We start from the raw sequence: 26,098 nt of genomic DNA, 5'->3' as shown, positions 1-26,098 counted from the left end.
AAGACACCCTTCAGGTGTCGAAGAACAGCAGGTCGACTTCGAGGTTGAGGAGGTTCGCGACCTCGTCGAACACCCGCTTCTCCAGGTCGTCGGTCACCTCGTGTAGCCAGTCCATCGCCCGGTAGCAGGCGTCTTCGTCGGTGGCCGGCAGGCCCTCGACATGCACGTCGTGCGTGACCCAGTCCGCGGCGGCCAGCTTCGACGACGGCGCCAGGGCCCGGTTCGCGACCAGGGAGAACAGCACCCGCTCGGTCACCGACATGTCCCGGCGTCGGCCCCGTTTGGGCTGCCCGACCTGACCGACGATCCTGTCGATCCTCAGCCGCCGCTAGAGATGATCGAGCACATAGTGCCACCGAACGGGACCGACGAGACGAACTCCAGGTCGCCCGCTGCCGTCGACGCCAGTGCCTCACCCGGCTCCAGCAGCCTCGATAGAGACGCGACCAGGCGCTTCACCGCATCCCGGTCGAGGTCGTCCTCACAGCCGAAGGTGAACAGGACCTTCGGGACCGCCCGGCCCTTCACCGGATCCCACTCGTTGTGGGCCAGGTGCAGGTACCGGACCGTGCCGGACTTGTTCTCCCGCTTCGTCGTCTTCACGTACACGACTCCAGACCCTACGGACCAAGTCCAGGTCAGCGCAGGCGAATCCGTAAAATCGCGCCTCTAGGCGAATCTGACCGCGTCACCAGTCCCCAACCAGCTGACCTGCATCTTCAACCCGGCAGGGACTCCAGTACCCCTGAATTACGCGGAACGCAGGGATCACATCGTGACCCTGAAGTCACAGCTCAGCGGAGGTGACAAGGTTGTCGGCACCCACAGGCTCGAACAGACCACCCAGACCACCGATATCCAAGAGCGGATCTTCAAGAACTGCGGTATCCCGATGCCGGCAAAGTTGAGCGGCCTCACCACCACCGGATAGGCCCTGATCAGGGCAAACACCCGCCGGAGGCGTGGACACACGCCCTCGACGGCACCTCACGCCCGTTCCCGCAGGTCACAACCGCGATCCGTCATGCTCGTGTGCCCGCCAGCTGTCGAACTCGGGGTTCAGAAGCCGTTGTCGTACCGAACTTGATCGGCGGGTTTCCGCAGTTCAGGCATGATGCCGGCATGGCGAGGCATGCTCGGGCCGTTGGGTTGTCTCGTTGGTGGAGGTGTCGGGATGGCGTCGGTGGTGGGTCTCCTGGAGGAGCGGGAGCTGGCCGCGCGTGAGCGCGTGGAGGAGCTTCGGGAGGTGGCGGACCGGGTACTCGCTGAGCTCGCCGAAGCGGAGACGGCCTGGCACGAGTGGCTGATCGCCCGGCAGCGCGTTGGCGAGGTCCTGTCCGGGCCGCGGCCCGGACAGGCAGGTGAAGCTGGCCCGGGAGCCGGTGAGTCCTCCGGGCCGGAGCCCGCGACGAACGCGCCCGCCGAGGTCCCCCTACCGAGGGCCGCGCGATCGGGCTCGATCGTCCCGGTGTGGCGTCCCGCGCTTTCCATGGACGCGCTCGCTCCCCACTACCAGCGCATCCTCGCTACGCTCGCCGAACACGCATCCAGCGGGAAGCCAGTGATGTCCTGTCAGGAGATCACTGCCGTACTCGGACTGGAGCCGGTTGCGGCATGTGTGGAAGGAGTTCGGTCGAAGATGAAGCGGCTGGCCGACCGGGGCTGGGCCGACGAGCCCACCCCGGGACGGTTCACGCTCGCCGCCGGGCCAGCCGGCAGCTCATGAGCATCGTCATCGACCACAGCACCATCTGCTCATGCACGGCGGGGCAGCGAATCGTCTCGTCCTCGCGTGATCGCCAACGAAAGAGCAAACGATGCAACCGATTGTCCTGTTCGACCTAGACGGCCTTTTGATCGACTCCGAGCCGATCTGGGACGCGGCAAAGCGTGAAGTGTTCGGTCCGCTCGGCCTGCACCTCACCACGGAGATGCAGGCGGCGACGCGCGGGCTGCGGCAAAGGGACATGGTGGCCTACTGGTTCGACCGGGCCACCATTCAAGCCGACCCCCACGACGTCGAGCAGCAGATCGTGGCCGCCGTGTGCCGTAGGTTGGAGGGAGTGGCGCTGAAACCCGGCGCCGAGCACGCCGTCGCGGCGTGCGCGCGTGCATCGAGGGCGATGGCCGTCGTGTCATCTTCGCCGGAGTCGGTGATTCGGGCTGCGCTCGCGAGCACCGGCCTTGACCGATCTTTCCATGCCGTGTTTTCGGCCGAAGACGACGAACACGGCAAGCCCCACCCGGGCGCCTATCTCCGCGCAGCCGCCGCCCTCGGGGCGTCACCCGCCGAATGCATTGTGATCGAGGACTCGCTCAACGGCGTCCTCTCCGGCGCGTCAGCCCAGATGACGGTCGTCGCCGTTCCCGAGGCCGCTGATCGCTGCGATCCTCGCTTTGCGATTGCCACTCTGGTACTGGAGTCCCTCAAGGATCTCGATACCTCTGTATTCGGCGCGTATGTGTCCAGGGGGAGCCGGGACGCCACGTGGGCATCGCGTGCTGCGGATCCTCAACCGTTCCGCGAACCAGATCATGCTGTATGACGCCCTCGATCATGGGCTCGGGCCTTCACGGGTGAAGGCCCGAGCCCTCCCCGGGACGGTTCACGCTCGCCGCCGGGCCAGCCGGCGGCTCATGAGCATCGTCATCGACCACAGCACCATCTGCTCGTGGACGGCGGGCAGCGTCTCGTAGTCGCGTACCAGGCGCCGCGAGCGCATCAGCCAGCTCAGCGTGCGCTCCACCACCCAACGCCTGGGTAGCACCACGAAGCCGGACGCGTCGTCGCTCCGTTTGACGATCTCAAGAGTGAGCCGCAGCGACTGCTTCGCCCAGGTGACCAGGCGGCCCGCGTAGCCGCCGTCGGCCCACACCAGGACGATCTTCCGGTAGCGGGCCCGCACACGTTCCAGCAGCGGCATCGCGGCGTCCCGGTCCGTCACGTTCGCCGCGGTGACCATCACGGCCAGCAGCAGCCCCAGGCAGTCGACCACGATGTGCCGCTTGCGCCCCGGCACCTTCTTGGCCCCGTCGTAGCCGCGGGTGGCCGCCGGCACCGTGGCCGCCGCCCGCAGTGACTGCGCGTCGATCACCGCCGCGGTCGGCTCCGGATCGCGGCCGGCCTCCTCGCGCACCAGGCCGCGCAGCCGGTCGTGCAGTTCCGCGAGCAGGCCCTTCACCCGCCACCGCCGCGCGAAGGCGTAGACGCGGTCCCACGCCGGGAAGTCGCTCGGCATCGCTCGCCAGGTGATGCCGCCCGCCACGAGATAGCGCACTGCGTCCAACATCTGCCGGTGGCAGTACCCCTCCGGCTGCCCGCCCCGCCCCTCCAGCCACGGTGGCACCGGCAGCGAGTTGCGCACGAGGGCCCATTCCGCGTCCGTCATGTCTGACGGATAGTGAGGCACACGGCCCGGACGGCCACCCGCGTTCCCGAACCGGTGAGCGAGGCAATCACACGATGGGGCGGTCGAGTTGGACTCCACCGGCACGAGAGCGTAAGACTGCAACAACAGGGCCTCCTGGTGTGCTCCGGCTTCGACAACCAGGAGCTGAACCGGAGGCCCTGCCTTCATGCGCGCACGAGCGGAAGATCACCCGACAGCGTCGCCACACTCGAACCGATGTCCACCATGATCGGTACGACAACAGCTTCTCAGGCCTCGTCCTCGCCGTCTTCGTCAGTACCGTCGTTTTCCTCGCTGTGGATGGCCTGCGCCATGTCCCACAGGCTCCGGCCGTCCGCAACGCACCAGCGGGCCGTGCCCTGGTTTGACACGGGTTGGTCGTCCCATCCAGATTCCAACCAGATCTTCGACACCAGTCCGGACGCAGAGTACTGCTGCTGATCGTAAGCCCAGAGGATCGACCTTGTACGGTGGTTGACCCACGTAGCCTGCCGACGGCTCTCGTCCTCGGCAAGCCACTCAGCCACAGCGATGCGCTCCGGCTCGGTCAGCGGCTCGTAGTGGAGCGGGGTTCCGTCCTTGATGAGACGACGGTCGACCAGCAGCGGCACCGTGTTCCTGCGGCGCGGCTTTCGCGGCTTCACAGGCTGTTCGGGGACAGCGATGCCATCAGCGAGCTGGCCGAGGACCTGTTGAACCAGCTCTCGGCAGGCCGCTGCGTCTTGGAAGGTCGTTCTGATCTGAGCGCGTGCCCCGTAGAGCGTAGCGATGAGGTGCGCAAGTCGTTTCACAAGCTCCGGGACCAAGGTTTCGATCTTCTCGAGGACCTCGCTGTCCCAGTCGAAATCAGGATCATCAATGCTGGCCGCGCCGAGGTGCTGGAAGAGCAGGTGAGCGATGAGGAAACCGCCATGCTCCGCGACCGTTGCCTCCCGGTCCTCGCGCTTGTTACCCAGCTCATAGACCCGGCTGCGGGCGGCACGCAACGTCAGTACCGAGCGCCAGACCTTCTGCGGGGAGGGTTCCCGGCCGAACAGCAGGGTGTGGCTGCCGTTGGGCCCCTGCTCCCAGAGGTTCTCCGTCGAGCTGGCGACCCTAGCGGCTTGCTCGGCATCCGGATGTAGGCAGGCAAGAGCGAGGGCGAGTTCATCCAATGAGCAGCCGATCGCCGGGGCAGGTACCGGCTCGCCTCGCTTGATGACGTACTGCCTGCGAAGTTCGGCACGCAGGTTGGCTTTTATCCTCTGGTGCACCGGCTCGAGAGCAACGTAGTCGCGCGCCTCGATCGCGTTTTGCCGGTTCGCGGCCTGGGAGACTCGAACGCCGAGGTCCTTGTCTCCCCCCGTGTTGATCACCTTGATGCTGAGGGTGGCATTCGCGGCGGCCTCACCCTCATCGCGCATTGCCTTGGCGACGGCTCGTACTGTCTGGGCACCGTTGACGATACTCACCCCGGTCACCGAGAGCGTGGTCGGCCTGCTCTGCGGGGCCTTCGCACTGTCGTGGCGCGCCTTGAGCGAGTCACAGATCATGGTGAGGCCGTTGTTGAGGTGCCAGAACATGGTGGGCTCGGAGGTGAGCGTCTGGCCGATCTCGACATTGGTGACGGTGATCCCCAGTGGAGCTCGAAGGTTCTGCTCGAACAGGCCGGCACCACACTGCTCGTACCACTCCGAGACGCTCTCTGCGGACACCGTGCCCTGGTATGCCTCCAGAGTCCCCTTCTGCTGGTACCAGTCGTCCAGGCGAACCTCCAGGTTGATCGGCTCCGGCCGGAGGTCCTCGTGGATCTGGTTGTAGAAGTCGGAGGCGAGCAGCACCCGGACGCTCAGGCGCGTGCCGTACTTGTTGAACTCCTCCAGCGCGTTGTCCAGGACCTCGCGGGTCTGCGGGGAAAGGTCGACCGTTCCCATCAGCGCGATGACCAGAGTGGCCTTCTCATTGACCAGCAGTGACCTCGCCTTTACCGCGAGGTCGGCGGCGCGCTGATTGAACTGCTCGTAGAGCTCGTTCTCGATCCGGTTGAGGCCGTCAACCATGGCCTTGGCTGCCGCCGGGTCCAGCGTGGCCGAACCCGCGTCACTCCACTTGGCCTGCACGAACAGCACCTGGCCGAGCTCGGGCAGCGGGGCGATGGCGTCCAGTCCCTGGTCGGCGATACCGTCAGTCACGTACTGGGCGGCCTCAGCGGCACTGCACTTGGCCACCCGCCGTACAGCGAGAGCCGCGAGAGCACGCGACAGGAAGCGCTGCTCGTAGCCGTCGCCTCGGAAGTGAGCGATGTCGCTCACGTTGAGTACGTCGTCGAAGACCTCGTGCAACTGCTCACGGACCTGCGTGACCTGACGAGGTATGTCAGCCCCCGGGGTAGCCATGGATGCTTGCCTTCCTTCTGGAGACTCTTGGGTGATCTAGCTGCGCTTGCCAAGGCCGGAGCCCTGGCTGCTGAAGTCGACTACAACCGGGGCAATGCCGACGATCTCGCGGGGTCCTTTATGCGAGTACGAGTGACATCGAGTAGCCGGGGTCAGTCCACGGCCCCGCCCACGAACCGGATCTTGGTGAGCAGATCGCGGATCTCCATCGTCTCTTGGTCCTCGGCTCCGTACCGAGCCGTCATGTCGATCATCAAGCCTTCGAGTTCCGCGATGGCTTCCGATCGTCGTTGGGCGGCAGAGAGCAACAGGCCGACGTGCCGACGGAGTCCGAAGGTCTCCTCGTCGTGCTCTCCATAGCGGGCCCGGACCCTCGCCAGGACCGACTGGCACTGCACGAGGGCTTCGACGGAATCGCCCAGTTCCGCACGGCAATAGGCAGCCTGTCGAGCACAGTCGAGCGCTTCGACGTCGTCAGGGCCGCCGAGGGCGATGTATGCCTCTGCGAGGACGTCGAACTCTGGCAATGCCTGGCGGTAGTCGCCGCCCAGGAAGAGTGCGGCCGCCCGAGTCCGACGGATCTCCAGTACCCGGGGGTCGTGTTCCCCTCGGGCTGCCGCCCCGGCGAGCACCTCGGCGAGCACCTCGGCAGCCTGCGAGAACCGCTCGTCCTCGACCAGCGACACCGCATGGTTGTAGGCCTCGTCCAACTCCTCGCTGCTGACCTCAGGCACCCGTGGCTGTACGCCAGTCAGTGGAGGAAGCGGAGGCACGGCGGCGTCGAGCACTGTGGGAGTCGGCCGGGCAAGTCGTGGATCAGAGACACGGGGGCGGGGCGCGAGTGGCCTGCGATAGGGACGGGTCGGGTCAGGCAGCGCGCCGATCGGGTCGGCCTGCTCACGGACTGATGGATCGTCCGGAGCAGGAAGGTGAGGGGCAAGCCGCTCGTACACCTCGTGGGCGTCCGCCGGACGATCCTCCGGCCGCTTGGCCAGCAACTGCAGGATGAGCTCTTCGATATCAGCGGTGAGGCCGCCACGCAGCTGGCGCACCGGGGTAGGAGGCTCGGTAACGTGCTGACGCATCAGGGTGTAGTCACCTGGCCCGTCGAAGACCTGAACGCCGGTCAGCAACTCATGCAGGATGCAGCCCAGAGCGTAGAGGTCGCTGCGCGGGCTGACCGCGCCGCATTCAGCCTGCTCGGGCGACATGTACGCCTTCGTGCCGATGATCTGACCCGCCGTGGTGATCTGCGTGACATCGGTGCGCAGAACGGCGGCAATGCCGAAGTCGAGCACCTTGACGGCACCACCGCGGGCAACCATGAGGTTGCCTGGCTTGAGGTCCCGGTGCACCACAGGCAGCGCGTGGGCATGCACAAGTACGGAGCAGATCTGAGCGGCGACGGCGGCGGACCAGCTCAGTGAGAACCGGCCCCGTTCCTTGATCAGCTGACTGAGTGGGACTCCGTCGACCAACTGCATCACAAGGTAGAGCCGGTCAACCTGGTCGTCAAAGGCCGCGTCGTAGACGGCAGGGACACCCGGATGGTCGATCTTGGCCGTGACCCTCGCCTCACGCCGAAAGCGCGCGATAAACTCCTCGCGCAGCGAGGAAGAGCCGGACGCAACGTCGGGGCGGATCAACTTGACCGCGATTTCCCGGTCCAGGACGGTGTCGTAACCGCGCCATACCTGGCCCATGCCACCGGTACTGATCGGCGCCACGATTTCGTAGCGGCCGGCGATGGTTTGCTGTGGCATGGTCGGAGCGCCCCTGTTCTCCCGTGTGCACCGGCAGTCACCGATACGGTACGAAGTGATCATTGTGACGGGCGGAATAGCGCCCCGTCCAGACCGTTTCCGTACGGCCCGTGGCCTGCCCGTCACAGTGGGCAGACCACGAGCGAACTCAGGTCGTGTCCGAGAGCCCGTGCCGACGGCGGATCATTCGGTACGCAGCCCGGCGCGCCTCGCGGGTGAGGCGACCCTGGAAGTCGTCGTCCGAGAAGAACCGCTCGGTTAGCTTGGTGTCAGCCTCGGCCCGTTCCACCATGATGTCCTTGAAACGATCATCGAAAGGCAACTCGAAGTCGCCCTCGTTCCGGCTTGCGACCGCTGCCTGCTCCAGGTCCGGGTCCTCCGCAGCGGCGACGATCCGTTCCTCGTACATCAGCCGGTCGGCTTCACTCAGGCCCAGGCCGAAGCGATCGTTGAACTCCTCAATCAGCTCGGACAGCAAGGCCTTGCGCGGGTCGTGGACGATGCCGGCGGCGCTGCTGTCGAAGCCGGGCAGCAACTCGATACTGTCTCCCTCCAGGTGGAGGTCGTGCTCGCCTGTCTTGTTCACCCGAAGGTGAGTCAGGTCGATCTCTCCTATGTCCACCGCCGGGTCCTGACGGGCGGGCAGGCGGTTGAGCAGGTGCTTGCCGAAGAGGTAGAGCCGCTCCAGGTCGGTGTCGATGAACTGCATGACTTGGGAGAGGAAGCCGTACTTCTTGAGGTAGTCCTTGAGGTCTGAACGGAACAGCTCGGCGGCGTCCCGGTCCTCAGCGGCAAGCCGCTCGAAGCGCTGCAGTGCCGGGTCGGTGAACTGGTAGAGCGCCGAGTGCCGCTTGTCCCACTGCCGGCCGCCTTCGTCACCGCCAGGCTGGGCGCCGAGGAAGGCGTCCACGAAAGCCTGCATTTCCGGCACCATCAGCAGTTGATGGCCCATCACCGCCCGCTGGGCGGCGTAGAGGATGTTGGGGTCACTGGGGGTGGTGCGGGCTTCCGTGAAGTAAGGCCTGAAAGCCTCCTGGACGTCGTCGGCCTCATTGGCGAAGTCGAGGACGAAGAGGTCGTCCTGGCTCTTCTTGGGGTGGGTTCGATTGAGCCTGGAGAGAGTCTGCACGGCAGCCACGCCCGCCAGCGGCTTCTCGACGTACATCGTGGTCAGCAGCGGCTGGTCAAAGCCGGTCTGGTACTTGTCGGCGACCACCAGGATGCGGTACTCGCTGCGCGATGGTGCGCCTCCGGGCTTGCCAGTACGAGCGGCGGCGTGCTGGTCGCCGGCTCGGGTGTAGGCGAAGGCCGCCGGCAACTCGCTCTCCGAGAAGCCATTGAGCTGTGCCTCGCTGACCTCGATGCCGTCCACGGTGAGCGAGCCGGAGAAGGCAACCAGGATGCCAGCGTCGGTCAGGCCGAGGTCGTCCGCCGCCTCGCGCAGCGCGTAGAACATCCGCACCGCGCTCTCCCGAGAGCGCGTCACCACCATAGCCTTGGCCTGGCCGCCGAGCCGGCGCTTGGTGTTGCGCTGAAAGTGGTCGACGATCACCTCCGCGTGGGCGCTGAGGGTCGCCGGGTTGAGGTAAACCAGTCGGGCCAACTGCGCACCGGCCTTGTCCGGATTGACCTCAATATCCTCCGCGCCCTCCTTGGCGACCTTCCAGTAGGTCTTGTAGGTGGTGTAGTTACGCAGTACATCGAGGATGAACCCCTCGTCGATGGCCTGGCGCATGGAGTAGATGTGGAAGGCCCGCATCTCGTCGGCGGCCGGATCGTGGACACCGAAGAGGTTGAGGGTCTTCTGCTTGGGGGTGGCGGTGAAGGCGAAGTAGGAAAGGTTGGGATGCCTGCCTCGGGAAAGCGCGGACGAGGTGAGGGGGTCGAGGTCCTCGTCGGTGTCATCGGCCCCGAGACCGCGCAGCACCTTTTTCAACTTGGTGACCGAATCGCCGGATTGACCGGAGTGCGCCTCGTCAACGATGACAGCGATCCGCTTGTCGGCGAGACCGCCGACACCTTCGAGGATGTAGGGGAAGGTCTGCACCGTCACGATGAGGATCTTGGTGGCAGTGTTGGAGAGCGCCGCCTTCACCTCGGCGGACTTGGAACCGCCTGAGCCCGTGATCCGCTCGACCACGCCAGGGGTGTGATCGAACTGGAAGATAGTGTCCTGGAGTTGCTTGTCCAGGACGGAGCGGTCGGTAACCACGACAATCTTGTGGAAGACCGGCTTGTTGACCTCGATGCGCCCGTTCTCCACCGTCTCTGGGTCGAGTGCACCGGGCTCGGCCGAGCCGTGCAGAGTGGACAGGCGGTGGGCGAGCCAGCCGATTGTGTTCGACTTGCCAGAGCCGGCCGAATGCATGACGAGGTAGTTACTGCCGGAGCCGTACCGAGCCACGTGCGCGGCGAGCTCGCGGACGGCGTGCCACTGATGATATCGCGGGAAGATGAGTGTCTGGCTGTGGACGCTCGTACGCCCCGCGACCGCGACGCCTCCGTTGGCACGACCCTTGGACTTCGCCGTCTTCGGGTCCTCAACGTGCAGGAACCGCTTGATGAGGTCCAGCCAGTTGTCCGGCTGCCAGACCTGTTCCCAAAGGTAGGAGGTGCGATAGGCGGGCACGTTGGGCTGGGTCGGGTCGATGGCAGGGTTTCCGGCGCTGCCGTCGTTTCCAGGGCCGGAGGTGCCCTGGTTGAAGGGTAGGAAACCGGTCTGCTGACCCTTCAGACGAGTGGTGAGGAAGACGAGATCCGGGTCGACTGCGAAGTGGACGAGGGTGCGCTTGGCGAAGATCAGCTCCTTCGGGTCACGGGCGGCGCTGCGGTACTGCTCCTTGGCGTGCTCAACGGTCTGGTTGGTAGCCGGGTTCTTCAACTCGGCCGTGGCCACTGGGATGCCGTTAACGAACATGACCAGATCAAGCTCGTTGGAGTTCAGGGCTGAGTAGCAGAGCCGAGGAACGACGGAGAGCCGGTTGCCGCGGTACTCGTCGAGAGCGTCCTCGGCAACGGTGTGAGCCGGCAGGAAATAGGCGAGGTTGATGCGGACGCCGCGGTCCTTGACACCATTGCGCAGGACGTCGAGGGCACCGCGGGTGTCGAGTTCCCGAGCGAGGAAACGCGCGAACTCGGCCATGGCGAGGTCAGCATCGCCGCCAGAGAAGGCCTTCAGCGTTTCCAGGACCAACGGCTGCGTAGCGCCGATGAAGTCCCAGAGGTATGCGGTATCGAGAGCGAGTTCGCGGCTGTAGTTGTCTTGCTGGCCCAGTTTCCAGCCGGCGGCAAGTAGGGAAGCAACGATCGCGTCCTCGAATGCCTGTTCCGTGTGGACGCGTCCGGTCATGAGCGCGTTCCCTCCTTACTGATTCGGAAGCAGCCGACGTCGTGCCAGGACGCGTCGAGCGACGGGGGGATTGGACCTGCCGGCCGCAGCTACTGGTGGCGCAGGTGTCAGTGAACTCAGGACACGTTCGCCCCTCGGGCCGTAGTGACATCGAACTGGCCGGTGACGGCTGCGGTGATCAGGGCTTGGCGGCGTTCAGCAAGGAGAGCAAGCTGACGAGCCACCGCATCCACCAAACGATCAATCGCGGCGTTCTGATCACGGATGGCGCCCACGATTCGCTGCTGCTCGCGGATGTCTGGCAGCGGAATCCGCAGCATCTGCAGATCGGGAACATAGATCGTCTTGTGAGTGGAGCCCATGGCCAACCGACCGAGCAGATCTTGCCGCATCGCTCTCAAGCACCAGAGCAGGTAGAACGGGTCGAGCCGGGGGCCGCATGTCCAGGTGGCGAAGTCCTGGCTGGTCGCCATGTCCGACCCCATGACCGCCGAGTAGCCAGCGGACGCAGTACGGCAGAGTACGACCGTGCCAGCAGGGTGAAGCTCAGCGGCGCTGTTCGCGAGACCTAGCTCGCTGATCTTTTCCCGGGTCTCTGTGATCACCTCGCGGCGGTCATCACGAACTTGGCTGACCTCACCTGTCGTGATCCACGGGATAGACGGAGCGACCCACCATTCGGGGCGCGACCTACTCGGCGTGTGGCCACTACCCATGCGGGCCAGCAGGCCCAGCCGGACCTCCGGCCAGTCCTCCGGGAGCGAATCGGCCCATTCGAGGCGCGACGCCCGATGGTCTGCATGATCAGCCCCAGTGACGTGCTCAATTACACCAGCTTCGCGGCGCTCGAGGAGGAGCTTTGAGAGGGCTTGCTGCCCCTTCACCAGGGCATCAATGCGACCAGTCTCGCCATCGAGGAAGTTGGCAACGCGGAATTGCTCCTCCATCTGGGGAATATGAAGCCTCAAATTCCCCACTTGTTCGAAATTCAACCCATCGCGATTTCCTCCGACCTGCAGCGCAGAGATCTGCTCCTGAACCGTCAACGACGAGAGCGCATAGGTCAGGAATCGAGATTCCACACCGTAGGCCGGCCGCACAATACACACGTGCTGGTTCACGTTCGCGCGAGGGAATCCAGCTGGAACGTAGGTAGTCCGCCCAAGCGAAGCCCCGGTAATATTTAGAAGAACATCTCCGTCACGCACCTGTGACGCTCTCATCTCACGATGGGTCACATCGTCGATGTATGCGACATCATTGAGCCGGAGCCCATCAAAGTGAATATTCTGGCTCCGCAGAAAGACAACTCCACTCTCCTGATAGGACTCACCACCCCCTGAAGGGGTCTTCCCACTGCCAATTTTCACAGCAAGTGTCTTGACCCTGCGCACATCCCAGGTACCGTCGAGCATCACACTCACCCCGTCACCTCGCCCAGAAGGGCCTGGATCTCGGCTTCCAGCGACTTCAGCTCAGCGTCAATCTTCTCCAGCGGACGCGGTGGCTGGTAGACGTAGAAATGGCGTGTAAAGGGGATCTCGTATCCCACCTTGGTCTTCTCGTGGTCCACCCAAGCGTCCGGTACGTGCGACAGGACCTCGCGCTTCATGTACGCATCGATATCCTCGTCCAGTGGCACGTTCTCGTTGTCACGCAGCTCCGGGTCGGGCTCGGGGTCGCCCTTCTTCAACTGGACCTCACCATGCGGGTCACGCACCGACAGCGCGGCCCACACCGCCTTCTCGACAGCGGTCGGCGGCTTGTCCACGCCACCAGCCGCATACGCGCCCCGCAGGGCCGTCGCGAACTCGATCTTCTTGAACGTGGGCGTCTCCCCCACCAGACTCCGCAGCGCGACGATGAGCTGCTCGCGGTACTCATACTTGGCGGTAGTCTTTCCTGCCGCCAAGGTAGCTTCCAGCTCAGTCAACATTTCCGCTGTGACCTCAAAACGCAGTTTGAGTGGCCGCTCGACCGTGATTCGGCGGTACCCGAAGTAGCGATTACCGAAGATCTTCACCTTTGCATGCAGCTCATGCTCAGGATCAGCCGCAGCCGTCGGCGCCTCTGCGTACAGCCGCATGATATCGTCGATCTGCTGATCGGTGATCAGCTTCCGCTTATCGCCGAGCGACTTAGGCATCTTCGCCCACTGGTCTCGCGCGTCAATCAGCATGACTTTGCCCTTGTGCGCAGCGTCCTTGCGGTTGGTGAGGATCCAGAAGTACGTCGAGATACCGGTGTTGTAGAAGAGCTGATCGGGCAGCGCGACAACCGCCTCAAGCAGATCCTTCTCCAGGATCCAACGGCGGATCTCCGACTCGCCAGACCCGGCCGCCCCCGTGAACAGCGGTGAGCCGTTGAAGACGATGGCGCAGCGGCTTCCGCCCTCGCTGACGGGCTTCATCTTGTCGATCATGTGCTGCAGGAACAGCAAGGAGCCGTCGTTGATCCTGGGCAGGCCAGCCCCGAAGCGGCCACGCCAGCCCAGGTCCTCACGCTCTTGCTCGACCTCATCCTTAACCTTCTTCCACTCCACACCGAAGGGCGGGTTGGAGAGCATGTAGTCGAACTTCTGGTAGCGAAGCCGGTCGTCGCTGAAGGAGTTGCCGAGCTTGATGTTGTCCGGCTCCTGATCCTTGATCATCAGGTCGGACCGGCAGATCGCCCAGGACTCCGGGTTGAGCTCCTGGCCGAATGCGAAGACGTTGGCCGTGGCGTTGTGCTCGAGGATGAAGTCTTCCGCGGCTGAGAGCATCCCGCCGGTGCCGCACGCAGGGTCGTAGACAGTGCGAGATGCCTTGGGAACCTTGATCTCGTCCAGGTCAGGAGCGATGAGCAGACCCGCCATCAGCTTGATGACCTCGCGCGGGGTGAAGTGCTCGCCGGCTGTCTCATTAGAGGCCTCGGAGAACTTCCGGATCAGCTCCTCGAAGAGGTAGCCCATCTCATGGTTGCTGACCACCTTGGGATGCAGATCCGTGTCGGCGAACTTCGAGACGACCAGATGCAGCAGCTTCGCCTCCGCGAGCTTGCCGATCTGCTCTGCGAAGCGGTATCGGTCGAAGACCTCGCGGGCGTTCTCGGAAAAGCCGTTGACGTATCGGATGAGGTTGGCGGCTCCCTGCTCGGGCGCGTCAGCGACCGACTTCAGGGTGTGTCCGGTGGAGTTGAAGAATCGGTGCTGGGCCTCCTTTCGAAGGAACGGCGTGATGTCCATGGACTTGCCGGACCAGCGCTCCTTCTCCTTGAGCACTGCTTCCCTGGTCGGCTCAAGGACGCACTCCAGCCGCCGCAGCACGGTAAACGGCAGGATGACCTTGCCGTAATCCGCCTGCTTGTAGTCGCCCCGCAGCAGGTCGGCTACCTTCCAGATCAGGTCGGCCAGGTTCTTGGGTGTGGTGGTGTCGCTCACCAGTGTCCTCTCCATCGTGCCGCCGTCGTGCGGCACGCCGTCATCCGTGCTGAGGGAAGTCTGTCGTGGGCCCAGCAGGCCCACCCAATGAACCCGCCGGTCAGGTAGCTCTGACCGGCTCCGCCGCGAAGCTGAGCGCGCATGGGCCATCCCCAACCCCACTAAGCTCCGCAGTGATCGCATCGGTGGCATCGCGTACCAATTGCTGACCCAGGTCATGGGCCGCACTTAGCGTCCGGTTGAACTCGGCGAGACGGCGGAACTCATCGCCGTATGCCCGCTGGGTGTCCAGAGGGAGAAGCGGCACCCGCACTCGACGTGGTTCGAATCGCGTCGACGCACCCAGGGTGCTGGTCAGTCGCTCAGCCTGTCGGCTGCCGTCACTACTCGACAGGTAGCCCGCGACGAACCACGGGTCGAGCACGGACGGGTCGACTCGGGCCAGGTAGACAGTGGGTGACAGGTAGGCTCCCGCATCGTCCGCCGTGGCCACTCTGGCGACCATCCGGTCGCCGAGGGTAGGGATGAGGACGTCCCCTTGCCGGATGGGCGGGTTGCGTAGCTCGTCGGCGGGAATCTGATCAACCTTTGAGGGCGTCTGTCCGCGCAGAACGTCCCCAGCAGTCAGAACCCGACCTTCAATCAAATTCTCGGCCACCTCCTCGGCGCCCCGCCCAGCAGCAGTCGGCGCTGCACGCCGCAGGAACAGCGCGCCGGACTTTGCGAGTTCGTCGAGTGTCGCCGTCCTTGCGTCTGCCACGACAGTCGGGGCGAGTGTCGGCGGGCTCGGCACTTCAGGGAGCTGGCGGATGAGTTCGGACAGTATCGCGCTCAAACGCTGATGCTTGGAGATGAGCTGAGCCCGGGAGATTCCAGGCACAGTGGGCAGTGGCAGGTGTCGGCGGGGCGAGAGATCGACTTCCTCATCGAGGAGATCTATCACCGGCACCGCACGCGCTACGCCGCCCCATGAGGCGGGGCCCTCACGTTCACCGAATCCGTCGGGATCCGCTGTGAAGTCTGTCCAGGCTTCCATGACGAGACCGCGGACGGTCGCCCACCCGGCATCATCGGCTCGCCACGGGCCCGCCGCCTCGCGTCCAGCCGCATCCACCATCAGCAGACGCTGCGCCGGCGCATCTTGCCCCGGGCGCTTTAGCACCCACAGTTGCAGGGCTAGCGCATAGTGCGCGGCGGCACCTGGCGGCAAGGAGACCACCGCGCGCAGGGCTCCGCGCCGGAGTAGCTCCGCACGGATGCGCCGTCCTGAGGGCCTTGCCGCCACTGCCGGAGGCAGCAGCATCACCACGGCTCCATCGTGACGGACGTGCGCGAGCGCCTGCTGGAGCCAGGCGAGTTCCGACTCGGGCCTGGCGGGCACGCCGTACTCCCAGCTCGGACTGTGCGTCAGTTCGTCGTAGCCCCAGTTGCGTTCAGCGAACGGAGGGTTGCAGACAGCAGCCGCAGCTCGTCCACGAGCGTATTCGGGCTGCCGTAGAGCGTCGTTCGTCCGGATGTCGAAGGACACTGGTGCCTCCGCGGCATTGCGGAATGCCAGGCGCAGTGCCGCGAGTCGAGCCAGCGCCGGATACAGCTCCTGGCCGTGGACGCGGGTGTAGCCGTGCTCGGCTCCGGCGAGCAGGAGCGTTCCACTTCCGCAGGCGAGGTCCAGCATCGTTCCTTCGGCTGGACCCGCGAGTTCCACCATGAGCTGGGCTAGGCCCGGCGGGGTCGCCGCGAAGCCAGCCCGAGGGCCTCCCTCGAGGAGACGAGAGCAGAGCGTGTCGAACGTCTGCGCCGGACCATCTGCAGCAGCGGCTTCAGCAGCGGCGCTGAGCAGGTGGAGCTGTCGAGCACCGTACTCGAAGGGGAGCGCGCGAGCCGCGAGGTCCGTAACACCAGCTCCCACTCCGCGTCCAGCGACGAACGAGTGCTCGGCCTCCTGCATCAGCCGACTGAAGCCCTCCCGGCTCGCGGGAAGGTCGACGCCCGGGTGCTGTCGCAGATGGAGCAGGAGCAGCCCGACCATCCCCAGCGCGTCATCGGGAGCCATGACTCCACGCACGGAGTCGAAGGCCTGCCAAAGGCGCTGCCCTGCCGGGATCACGGCGGTCTTGCCCTGTCCCCTGAGCCATGCCTCCACCTGGGCCAGATCGAAACGCGGGCTGCGGTCGGTCCCGCCTACTGGTTGAGGGAAATCGTCGTGCCGGCGGCGCCAGTTGCTCACTGCGGTGGGCTTCACCTCAGCGATCCGGGCGATGTCGGCCGAGGTGACCTCGACTCGTTCGCGCGCCATCGTGCCTCCTTCGTCGCAGATCGTTTTCCGTGAAGTCAACCATACACAGCCAGGCCAGCATCCCATATACACATGCACCGTGATCTATACCAACGAGCCTGGTTGACGCTATTCACACCCGCATGGTCTCATCGGAGGCACCAGCCATCCCGACTGGGACGCACGGCACCCTGCCTGGCTAGGCACGAGCCGTCTGGAAGAACAGCAGGGGGAAAGAGTTCGTGGTGCGTCAGTGGCTGCTGCCTCCCGCAATGGCAGGCGACCCTGGGTTGGTGCGGATCGGTCCGGGAACGGTCGGCGACGAGGACTACAGCTGTCCGGAGCAGCAAGCCGCCAGGGCCAGGCCCGCTGTCTACGCCAGGGCAGGGATGAGGCTGCCCAAGCCCCGCCTGGAGACCTTCACCCTTGCGCCCGTGATGGCAGCATTGGACCGGATCGAGCTCCACGGAGACAGCGTCGAAGCTGCTCTGGAGTTCGCGCGGCGCGGAAAGCCCGCGCACCCAGGCGTCCTGACCTTCGCGGAACACGCGGTGCGTTCCTATGTCGGCCGCAGCATGTCCGGCATGCGGCCGGTACCCGACTTCTGGGTCGCGCAGAAGAACAACGGCACGCTCTGGGAGCTCTACGCCTGGGGCCGTCGCTACGAGTCGCAGGACGGGCGGCGGCGCGAGTTCGTGTTTCTCCGCTTCGGCGAGGCAGGGGCGCGCGAACGCGATCGCGGACAGATCGCGATCGCCGCCTACGCCACCGCGTTCGGCGCCCCGGCCCGCTGGCCCCAGTCGTGGAGCGAACCGTTCACTCCGAACGGTTCCGCGACCGCGGTCGAACAGGTTCGAGTCGTCGAGGTCGGATTGTCCGGTGGCCCACCGCTGCTCCTGTTCGAGGGAACGCCCTCCCAGGTCACAGCGTATTTCGCCGACTACGGCCGTCGGGAGATCACCGAGATCGCGGCAGGCGGCCTGTCCCGACCCGGTTCCCCCTGTGCCGGTTGCAAGCTCTTGACCTCCTGTGACGCGCTGCCCCGCATCCCAGGCCTCCTTGGCATCAGCAGTCGGAGGGCTCCGCTACGCAAGGTCTCGGTGAGCGATCTGCGGTACTACGGCAAATGCCCAGCTCAGGCGCACATGAGCAGCGTTCACCTGCCTCGTGCGGCCGAGTACAGCGACGAGGCCAAGCTGGGCCAGGCCGTGCACGGTTGGCTGGAGACCAGCCACCGGGGCCGCATCCGGGCCGCATGCAACGGGCATGACGTGCCGAGAGGTGACCGGGACTGGACCGGCGGACGGTGGACGATGACCGGCGAATGGGCCCGGCTCGGCTCGCAGATGATCGCCCATCACACTGATGTCTGCCCCTATCGCGATGCCAGCTCGATCACGGAGGTAGAACTGGAGCCGGCCCTGGCCTTCCACGACACGGCGGCCCAGACCATCGTCATCGCGAAACCCGACATGATCTATCTCCAGGACAACTCCTGGGTATGGCGCGAGACGAAGACCACCCAGAAGCCCCGCTTCTACCACAGCGACCTCCTCGACGAATTCCCGCAACTCGCCTTGGCGTTGGTGCTCCTCGCCGAAGGCGCGCTGGGTGGTGAACTGACAGGCTCCCGCGTCGAACTCGAGGTTCTGCGGCCTCAGGGACAGGACCTCCTGTACGAGGACCCAACCGATCCACTGCGCGTGGCGAAGGCCCGAGAGGTGTTGCGCAAGCTGGCCGAGCCTTGGCGCGGCGACGAGGACTTCGAGGCCCGGCCGGGCCGGGCTTGTCAGACCTGCCCGGTATCCCGGTGGTGCCCGAGCTCTCCCGGCATCTCCCCTACTGACGAAGCGACAGGAGCGACCAATGGTTAGTCCCCCCAAGGCGGCGGCCGCCTCGTCGTTCTTCCACGGGGAGAACCTACTTCGCCTCATCGCCACCGCTCTGGTGCAGCTGTCTCGGCAACGTGGCCCGCAGGACCCGGTCTACGGGCATGCGGTACAGAGCGCCTACAACCACCTGGTTCTGCTGTGCCTGCGCTGCGGTGAACCGCCTCCCGACAGTGTGCCGGGCATGGTGCGCTGGGCCGCGGAGCGCACTCTGCGCGACTGGCCGCTGGCGCTGCCGACGGATCTGGAAGCGGCTGACGGATACCTTGTCGACACCGTGACCCGCATGCCCACCCAACAGTGCTTCGAGTGGGCGATCTCCGCGCCGGACCCTGCAGCAGAGGAGTTCGAGAACCAGCTGCTCCGCGAGGCGCTGACCACCACTCGGGCTGCAAAGGAACCGCAGGCGTACACCGCCTTCCGGAAGTTGCTGATTACCAGGCCGGTGCTGACCGGGACCGAGCTGGCTCTGCTGGGCGCGGATCTCTACCTCGCACTGCTCCACGACACGATCAAGCGGTCGTACGAGCCGGCGCCAGCCTCGTACCTGCACGACGACCAGTTCGCCGAGTGCGAGCGCTGTCATTGCTTGCTCGTCCCCGTCGGCCTTGGTACTCAGCGTGGCTGGCGGTGCGAGCTCGACCGCTGTCAGCGGGAGCGGCACGCACGGATCGGGCGTCGGCTGTCTCCGGCGCTCGCAGGAGGCGTCTACCAGCTGACCCGGCCGCTACGGATGTTCATCACCGGCCCCGGCCTTGCCGAGACCGAATTGGAGACAGCACTGGTCGCGCTCAATCTCAAGCCCGAGATGTGGCCCAACTTCGATGCGTACGACCTTCGGATCACACTCCCTGACCAGCAGGTCTGGGCCATCGATGTGAAGGACAGAGCCAACCCCGCCCTTCTCGGGCGCAATGCGCAACCGCTACGCCCTGATCCACCCTACGACCGAGCGCTCCTAGTCGTTCCGCAGTACCGCTTCGACGAGCGCGAGGCCTATCAGAGGATCTTCAACCACCACGGACCCGACGAGATCATCGGCCGGCTCGAACTGCTCTCCGACTCCCAACTGCTCCGCCGGGTCAAGACCGAGTTGCGGCGCATCCGGCACCGCTCGTCGGAGCCCGCCGCGCCTTCCCAGGAAGGGCCCAGCCATGCGTGATCGCAGCAACTGGCACCGAAGCCTCATTCCCGCATTGAAGGACGTGTGGCCGGCTGACCTCCGATCCTTCTCCCCCGGTGACCTGCTGGACGTCGAATGCGGCCTGCATCTGCTGACAAGCGTCATACCGACGCGGCCGGCCTCCGACGCCTGGACCCTGTTCGGCGGCTACCCCTACAGCGAAGCCTTCGGGGACGTGCGCACCGACGCTCAACGGCTCAAAATCCAGCGAGCCCGGCACTACCTCTGGGACATGCGCCGTCGCCGAGCCTGGCGAGAGGCAGTCCAGAGGTACCTCCAGGTGCCTCAGGAGCTTCGCGGTTACGATCTCGCAAGTCTCGATTCCGTACCTGAGCGGCGGTCACCAGCGCGGGCTGCCAAACGCTTCGCTGTGTACGAGCAGTTGCTCACCTCACCGCCTTCCTTCGAACGCAAGCCGCTGCCACTCGCCCAAGCTGGTGAGTACTGGTTTCGGGTACGCGACCGCAGGCACTCCGTCACCTTCACCTCAGACCTGGTACCCGGACCCGACCCGCGCCCGCATGATCTCGACTCGCTCCCGCCAGAGGCCGGCAGGCTGCTGGAAGTCACCTGGACAGAGCTGGAGGACGCCGCTGCTGAAATGGACACCATCGAGGCAGCCGCCCCGACCGGCAAACTCCACGAGTGGGCCAAGCGGCTCGGGCGGGTGAAGCTCCTTGTACGCGACGAAGCTGCTGGGGAGTTCACCACCAGTACGGTCCTGCGCATCGACAAGCTGCTCAATCTGGTCGGCATGGTCGGAGCCGGCAAGTCGACCGTGCGCGACATCCTGGCCTTCTGGGCCGCCACCCGGACCGGCCGACGGATCACCATCGTGGTCGGGGATGTCGCCGAGACACTCACCGTGGTTGAACAGTTCAACCGCCTCGGGGTAACGGCCGCTCCGATCCTCGGCCATTCGACCCGCGAGCGGAACATCCAGCGCCTGCACCGCCGGACCGCCACTGCCGGGGCCGCGACGATGCTCGCGCACGACAGCCCCGGGTTCAGCTACCTCAGCAGCGCCTGCCCACTCGATGCACTTCGAGGGCTGGAGGCGACACAACCGCTAAGGATCGGCGAGGCACCGTGCCTGTCCCTCTATCCCGTGGCCAAGACCAACGCGCAGCACCTCACCTCTGACCTCGAAGCCCTCGGGGTGGAGGCTGCCAAGCCGCACACCACCACGGCCCGGAAGAAGGGCGAGGACAAACCACCGACGCGGCACGCCTGTCCGCTGTGGACCCAGTGTCCCCGACATCACGGAGCCCGTGCCCTGGTCGACGCGCAGATCTGGGTAGCCACTCCGGCCGGCCTGGTTCACAGCGGAATCCCCCAGCATCTGCACGCCGAGCGGCTGCGCTATCTCGAACTGGCCTGCCGGATGAGCGATCTGGTTATCGTGGACGAAGCGGACCGGGTGCAGATGCAGCTGGACACCGCCTTCGCACCCGCGACCACCCTGGTCGGCCGCTCCCCGAACTCGTGGTTGGACGAGGTCGCCGGGCACAAGATCACGGAACTGGCTCGTCAGGGTCGGCTGCAACTATCTGCGCGCGAGGTCGACGACTGGAGTAACGCCGTCAACTCGGTCAGCAGCGCTACAGACCGGCTGTACGCCCTGCTGATCCGAGACGCCCCGTTGCGTAAGTGGATCACTGAGGACTACTTCAGTGCGCTGACCCTGCACCAGTGGCTGATCGGTGCTTGGTTCCCCGAGCTACGGCAGGACGCCGAAGCTGAGACCGGGTCCCAGGCCCTGCCCAGCGGGGTAACGAGGGAGCAGCGGGAGGCCACGAGAGGTCGCGTCGGCCGGATCCTCGATCTCTTCCGGGACGAACCGCTGCAGGAGCAACGGGGTGCAGACCTCGACCCCGATGTCACCGCCGCTGCCAATTCCCTCGTCCATCTCACTCTGGAGCTGCTGCACGCGCCACTGGAGTCCACCACTCGGGACCGGCTGCGAGCCGCGCTGCTGGAACTCCTGGACAACGACCCTCTGGTCGTCAAGGATCTCGACACCCATGCCACCCGGTTCGAGTTCACCCTGCTACTCGCGGCGCTGCACCATCGATTGGACTTCATGACGGTGCTGTGGCCAAGGGTTGAGGCCGCACTGAATCTCGAATCCACCTCCAACGTCTTGTCCCGACGGCCGCCCAAGGACTACGAGCCGGTAATCCCGGAGTCCCCGATGGGCAATGTGCTGGGCTTTCAATTCCAGCTGGGCGACCGCAATCGGGATGGAGACCAGAGTGGTGAGCTGCGGTTCTTCCGGTGCAGCGGAGTCGGCCGAGAGCTGATGCTGAGCCTGGCCGAGCTGCCGGCGGTCGATGACCGCCCCGGGCCCAAAGTGCTGCTCATGTCTGCGACCAGTTGGGCAGGGACTTCGAGCCGCTATCACGTCCATGCTCCGGTCGGCGCGATTCTGCGCCCCAACGACGAGGAGGTCGAGGCCGTCCTCCGCAGCGAGTTCCGAAAGGAGTTTCTCTACTGGCCCGGCACCTCCAAGGCCCTGCGGCTCTCCGGGAGTGCTTTGGAGGACCGCCCGCAGGTTCTCACCCAGATGCTGCACCAACTGGCCGTGCCCGACCGCAGCCTGACCGGCTCGGCCAGTCTGCTCGACTTGGAATTGGCCGACATCGAGGACCCTGACCGCCGCCGGATCCTGCTGCTGGTCGGCAGTTACGCCGAGGCCAAGCGGGCGGCCGAGTACCTGAACGCCGTCCCTGAGTGGACGGGCCGTGTCACCTTGCTCGTCTCGGACGACGCCGACCTCGACAATGCGTGGACCGCCATGCCCAGAGATCCTGCGGTCAGGACGCTGAGGCGCGGCGACGTCGCCTCCTTTGCCAAGACCGGCGGCGAGATCCTGGTAGCACCCCTCCTCGCTGTCGAACGCGGCCACAACATCGTCGTACCTGGAGGCAAGGCGGCAATCGGCAGCGTGTACTTTCTCGCCCGGCCGCACCCTAGGCCCGATGACATCGCGCTGGCGATCCAGGCCATCAACGATTGGGCCGTAAAGCAAGTCCGCGGCCCTGGACGTGAGTTCCGGCAAGCCGCGCTGGCAGCGGGAAGCCCGGATCTCGCCGGGCTGGCCTTTCGCCGCTCGGCCCGCAAGAAATGGAACCGCTTCCTGACCCGCCAGGTCTCCTGGACGAGTCTCCCAGCGGCGGAGAAGACCGCGTTCACCTGGGACCAGCTCGTGGTGATGTGGCAGGTCATCGGCCGTCTTGTACGGGGCGGGGTGCCTGCACGAGTGGTCTTCGTCGATGCAGCGTTCTCTCCTCGTGAGGCTGGCTTGAACGCCGTCGACACGCCCACGACCGGCCTGTTGGCCAGCATGTGCGAGCTCCTTGCCCCGTATTTCAACGACCAGTCCACGGTACCCGCGATCGAGCGCTCCCTCGTCAAGGCCCTCTACGAGCCGCTTTACCGCGCCCTCGCGGATATGGACTGACCCCCTCCGCTCGACCTGATCCCAAGGAGACCAACCGACATGGCGTATGATTCGATCCAGCCCGCCGCCTTCGTCCCAGATCCGAGCGCTGGTCCGTTCTACACCTCGCACCACGCGCTCACGTTCCCCGCGGCCTGGCGCCGGCCGATCCTCGACCTCTACCGGCACGGAAAGCCGGAGAAGAGCCAGGCGAAGATCAAGAACGTGCCGATTCGCAAGCTCAACCAGGCCATGCGGGCGGTGGCTCCCGACCTGGTAGCCGTGGACGCCACCGCCTCGTTCGACGCAGCAACGCCCTGGCTTTACGCAGACGCCGAGTACCCACCTGCGGTGATGGACACCTTCATCCATGCGTGGCTCCGCGACATGCAGCCGAGCCCCGAGGCGTACTCACTGTTCAAGGACACGGTGCGCTCTCTCGACACGAGGTCGCTGCGGTGGAACCTCGTGGGCATCGACATGCTCCAACAGTCCCGCTCCGAGGGCGGCACAGCGATGCCCGCCCCTCATCTGTACCGCCTGCTCACCGAGACTCTCGCCGCTCGCATCGCCCGGCTGCAACCGTACGAGCACGGCGGCGAGCGCCTCCACTTCCGTCAGGTCGCGGGCGACGCCCGAGCCAATGGTGCTGAGTTGGTCTCCTGGCCGCCTCTTGAGGAGATCAGCCGCACCAAGGACGACGGTCAACGGGTATGGCACTACTCTGCAGTCCTTCGGGTCTCGCTGCGAACCGTGCCCTTCTCACCCATTCCCCGACTCCACCTTGGGGCTGGTATCCGTCGTTGGGTCAATGGCCCAGTCTGGCTGCCATCCGAGGGGAGTGCGTCCACCTTCCTCCTCGCCGACAGTGCCTTCGTCGCGGACGCGCCGGCCCCGGCACGCTTTGCCGTCGCGCAACTGGCCTGGGACAGGAAGACTCGCAAGACCGGCTGGGCGCACGGCGGCCCGGAGGGTCTGTTGCCGCGCCTGTCCGCGCTGGACAATCTGCCCTCACCCGATGTCCTGGCCAAAGAGCCGGAGACCTGGATCGCAGGTCGAGACGGTGTGACCGCCGCAGTGGTCCATCACACCATGATGGGCCGTCACGCCATCGGGGCTGGACTGATGCCCAGTGAGCGCCGGCGCCTGGTGGAGTGGGCCGGCCAGGCACTGGAGCCAGAGTTCAAACCAGTCGGTGCTCTCCGGCGCAGCTCCATCAAGCGACAGACACCCACTCGCGTGCTTGAACGAAACGCATCGGTCCCGAAGGAGGGGACCGATGCGGAGCTTGCTGAGATCGCGGCTCTCAATGAGCAGGTCGCCATGCGAAATGCGGGCGAACGTCGCTCCCTCGTCGCGGCTGCCGTCGGTCGACACGGTCTGTCCACGTTCCTGCTCTACCAGTCCGATGCCATGCGGGACCATCTGATCCGGGCCGCCGAGAGCAGCCTCAACCTGTCCGAGTACCGGGTCGAAAGCGGGCCCTCGGTTTGGTCCTGGGAGGCACCAGAGCTGACAGTTCGCATCCATGCCCGGCCGCTCGGTGCTCTCGGCGCCCCTCTCGGAGACGAACGGGCTCCCCGAAAGGGAGCCGAGCAGGACCAGGCGATCCGTGACCGCCGCACCGAGACTTCCGCCTTCCTCAGGCAGCTTTCGCAATCCGTCGACTATCCCGGGAAGCTCACCTTCGTCGAGCTTGACGGGAAGGACGCGTTCAAGAAGCGGACCACCGATCCCAAGTTCGCCCTGCGGCTCGGCTGCGCCGATGCCGACACCGTCAGTCAGTTCATTCGGCCTCGCGATCCGGAGGCCGCCGATGAAAAGGACGACTCCGGCTTTCGCGCTGCAGCCAGCTGGGCCGACGGGCTGCGCCAGCTCGGAGTTCGCTTCGTTCCCCAGCACACGCTGGGCGACATCATCCCCACGCGGCTGAATCAGGTCGCATTCTGGCTCGTCAAGCGGCAGCACGACGGCCCCACCTACTACACCCAGTTCACACCCATCGCTATCTTGGTGCGTCCCGGCCAGGACTGCGTCATGGGCCGCAGTGCCGACATGCAGTCCTGGGTGCCCTATCCGGAACTGCTGAAGGCTCTGACCGGGAAGATCCGCCCCGAAGAACTGAAGACCGCTCAGCAGCAGTCCGACGCCACGGCGGCTTTCGTACGAACGACGCTCTACCAGATGCGCGGCGAGCCGACGCTGGTCGTCACCCACGCGCAGAACACCCGCTACCGCTGGCCATGGCTGCAGAACAACGGTCTGGTCCAGGACCGCATCCAGATCGGCGGCGGTCCACTGCAGCGACTTGCCCTCCAGGGCAAGCAACTTCGCATCGTCCGCGTGGCCACCAGCGACCGTGACGAGACCCCCGAGTGGTGGGCTCCAAAGCCCGAAGGCCGCGGCGGTATCGCCAAGGGCCTGTGGGTGCCAGAGGGCGAGGCTGAAGCTGACCGGGTGTTCTACAGCACCACGGACAAGGCAAGCACTCACACCCTGAGTGTCGACGCCGCGAAGCTGACGCCGCACCTGAACGCAAAGGGTAAGTCCGAGTTCAAGCCGCGGAAGAACGCCTGGAACCCTGAGCTGCTGGAATTCGCCATGGTCGGCCTCCAGGCGGGTGACTCGGCGGAGGACTGGGCGATGTACCTGCACCAGCAGCGGTTCAGCGAAGACTACCGGGACGGACTCGGTCTCCCACTGATCCTTCACCTGGCCGAACTCACCTCCGACTATGCCCTCCCTCACGCAGAAGCAGAGAAGGCCGGCGCCGACACCGAGGCCAGTCCGGATCAGCCCGAACAGTTGTCCTTCGACCTATTCAGTGAGGGGGAAGCCCTTGACTGACGATGCGAATTCGTACTGTACGAGGGAGCCCTCAACAGCACGAGCGCGTAAGGCTGGAGCCGCCCGGGAACGTGAGTCGGTGGCTCGGACGGGAGCGGGCAGAAGCCGAACTGGCGATCGCTACGCCTGCGGCGACGAGCACCGATC

At 65.5% G+C, this 26,098-nt stretch carries 14 protein-coding genes and 1 pseudogene; 7 read left to right on the top strand and 8 right to left on the bottom strand.

Features of this window, described 5'->3' with window-relative positions; translation table 11 throughout:
- Positions 1–13 precede the first annotated feature (13 nt).
- Positions 14–609: pseudogene (locus OG500_RS38270) on the bottom strand (IS1634 family transposase); the annotation flags it as partial.
- 166 nt (positions 610–775) lie between these two features.
- Between OG500_RS38270 and OG500_RS30150 the strand changes: the two are divergent.
- The 3 genes from OG500_RS30150 (at position 776) to OG500_RS30140 (ending at position 2,546) form a co-directional block, all read left to right on the top strand.
- Positions 776–931 (top strand): hypothetical protein, encoded by a 156-nt coding sequence (locus OG500_RS30150; protein WP_329584630.1) that lies wholly within the window; start codon positions 776–778, stop codon positions 929–931.
- Between the two features lie 243 nt (positions 932–1,174).
- Complete coding sequence (locus tag OG500_RS30145; RefSeq protein WP_329584629.1) at positions 1,175–1,726, top strand: hypothetical protein; 552 nt, start codon at positions 1,175–1,177, stop codon at positions 1,724–1,726.
- Positions 1,727–1,817: 91 nt separating this feature from the next.
- A complete protein-coding gene (locus OG500_RS30140; protein ID WP_329584627.1) occupies positions 1,818–2,546 on the top strand; it encodes an HAD family hydrolase in 729 nt (242 codons plus the stop codon).
- Positions 2,547–2,606: 60 nt separating this feature from the next.
- On the opposite strand, the gene OG500_RS30135 is transcribed toward OG500_RS30140, so the two are convergent.
- The 7 genes from OG500_RS30135 to OG500_RS30105 all read right to left on the bottom strand — a co-directional run bounded on the left by OG500_RS30135 (position 2,607) and on the right by OG500_RS30105 (position 16,611).
- Entirely contained in the window at positions 2,607–3,389 is a 783-nt protein-coding gene (locus tag OG500_RS30135; protein WP_329584625.1) for an IS5 family transposase, read from the bottom strand.
- Between the two features lie 269 nt (positions 3,390–3,658).
- On the bottom strand, positions 3,659–5,785 hold the full coding sequence (locus tag OG500_RS30130; protein ID WP_329584623.1) for an AIPR family protein: 2,127 nt from the start codon (positions 5,783–5,785) through the stop codon (positions 3,659–3,661).
- A gap of 152 nt (positions 5,786–5,937) precedes the next feature.
- Complete coding sequence (locus tag OG500_RS30125; RefSeq protein ID WP_329584622.1) at positions 5,938–7,548, bottom strand: serine/threonine-protein kinase; 1,611 nt, start codon at positions 7,546–7,548, stop codon at positions 5,938–5,940.
- 148 nt (positions 7,549–7,696) lie between these two features.
- On the bottom strand, positions 7,697–10,897 hold the full coding sequence (locus OG500_RS30120) for a type I restriction endonuclease subunit R (RefSeq protein ID WP_329584620.1): 3,201 nt from the start codon (positions 10,895–10,897) through the stop codon (positions 7,697–7,699).
- 116 nt (positions 10,898–11,013) lie between these two features.
- The gene (locus tag OG500_RS30115; protein ID WP_329587826.1) at positions 11,014–12,312 is read right to left on the bottom strand and encodes a restriction endonuclease subunit S; all 1,299 of its coding nucleotides are present in this window, start codon (positions 12,310–12,312) and stop codon (positions 11,014–11,016) included.
- A gap of 5 nt (positions 12,313–12,317) precedes the next feature.
- A complete protein-coding gene (locus OG500_RS30110) occupies positions 12,318–14,315 on the bottom strand; it encodes a type I restriction-modification system subunit M (protein ID WP_329584618.1) in 1,998 nt (665 codons plus the stop codon).
- A 100-nt stretch (positions 14,316–14,415) separates the two neighbouring features.
- The gene (locus OG500_RS30105) at positions 14,416–16,611 is read right to left on the bottom strand and encodes an N-6 DNA methylase (protein WP_329584616.1); all 2,196 of its coding nucleotides are present in this window, start codon (positions 16,609–16,611) and stop codon (positions 14,416–14,418) included.
- A 224-nt stretch (positions 16,612–16,835) separates the two neighbouring features.
- Between OG500_RS30105 and OG500_RS30100 the strand changes: the two genes are divergently transcribed.
- From OG500_RS30100 to OG500_RS30085, 4 genes are read left to right on the top strand one after another with little or no spacing between them, the layout of a single operon-like run.
- A complete protein-coding gene (locus OG500_RS30100) occupies positions 16,836–18,464 on the top strand; it encodes a PD-(D/E)XK nuclease family protein (RefSeq protein WP_329584613.1) in 1,629 nt (542 codons plus the stop codon).
- Positions 18,457–19,641 (top strand): restriction endonuclease-related protein, encoded by a 1,185-nt coding sequence (locus OG500_RS30095; RefSeq protein ID WP_329584611.1) that lies wholly within the window; start codon positions 18,457–18,459, stop codon positions 19,639–19,641. The genes OG500_RS30100 and OG500_RS30095 overlap by 8 nt, the downstream gene beginning before the upstream one ends.
- Positions 19,634–23,125: a signal recognition particle gene (locus OG500_RS30090; protein WP_329584610.1), complete on the top strand. Its 3,492-nt coding sequence runs from the start codon at positions 19,634–19,636 to the stop codon at positions 23,123–23,125. Before OG500_RS30095 ends, OG500_RS30090 begins: the two co-directional genes overlap by 8 nt.
- Positions 23,126–23,164: 39 nt before the next feature.
- Positions 23,165–25,951 carry a pPIWI_RE module domain-containing protein gene (locus OG500_RS30085; RefSeq protein WP_329584608.1) on the top strand — a complete coding sequence of 929 codons (2,787 nt, stop codon included), beginning with the start codon at positions 23,165–23,167 and terminating at the stop codon, positions 25,949–25,951.
- The last annotated feature ends 147 nt before the right edge of the window (positions 25,952–26,098 follow it).

The organism is Kitasatospora sp. NBC_01250 (assembly GCF_036226465.1).
Taxonomy (GTDB): domain Bacteria; phylum Actinomycetota; class Actinomycetes; order Streptomycetales; family Streptomycetaceae; genus Kitasatospora.
The sequence above is the reverse complement of the archived record's forward strand: the minus strand, read 5'-3'. Positions and strand labels throughout refer to the sequence as shown.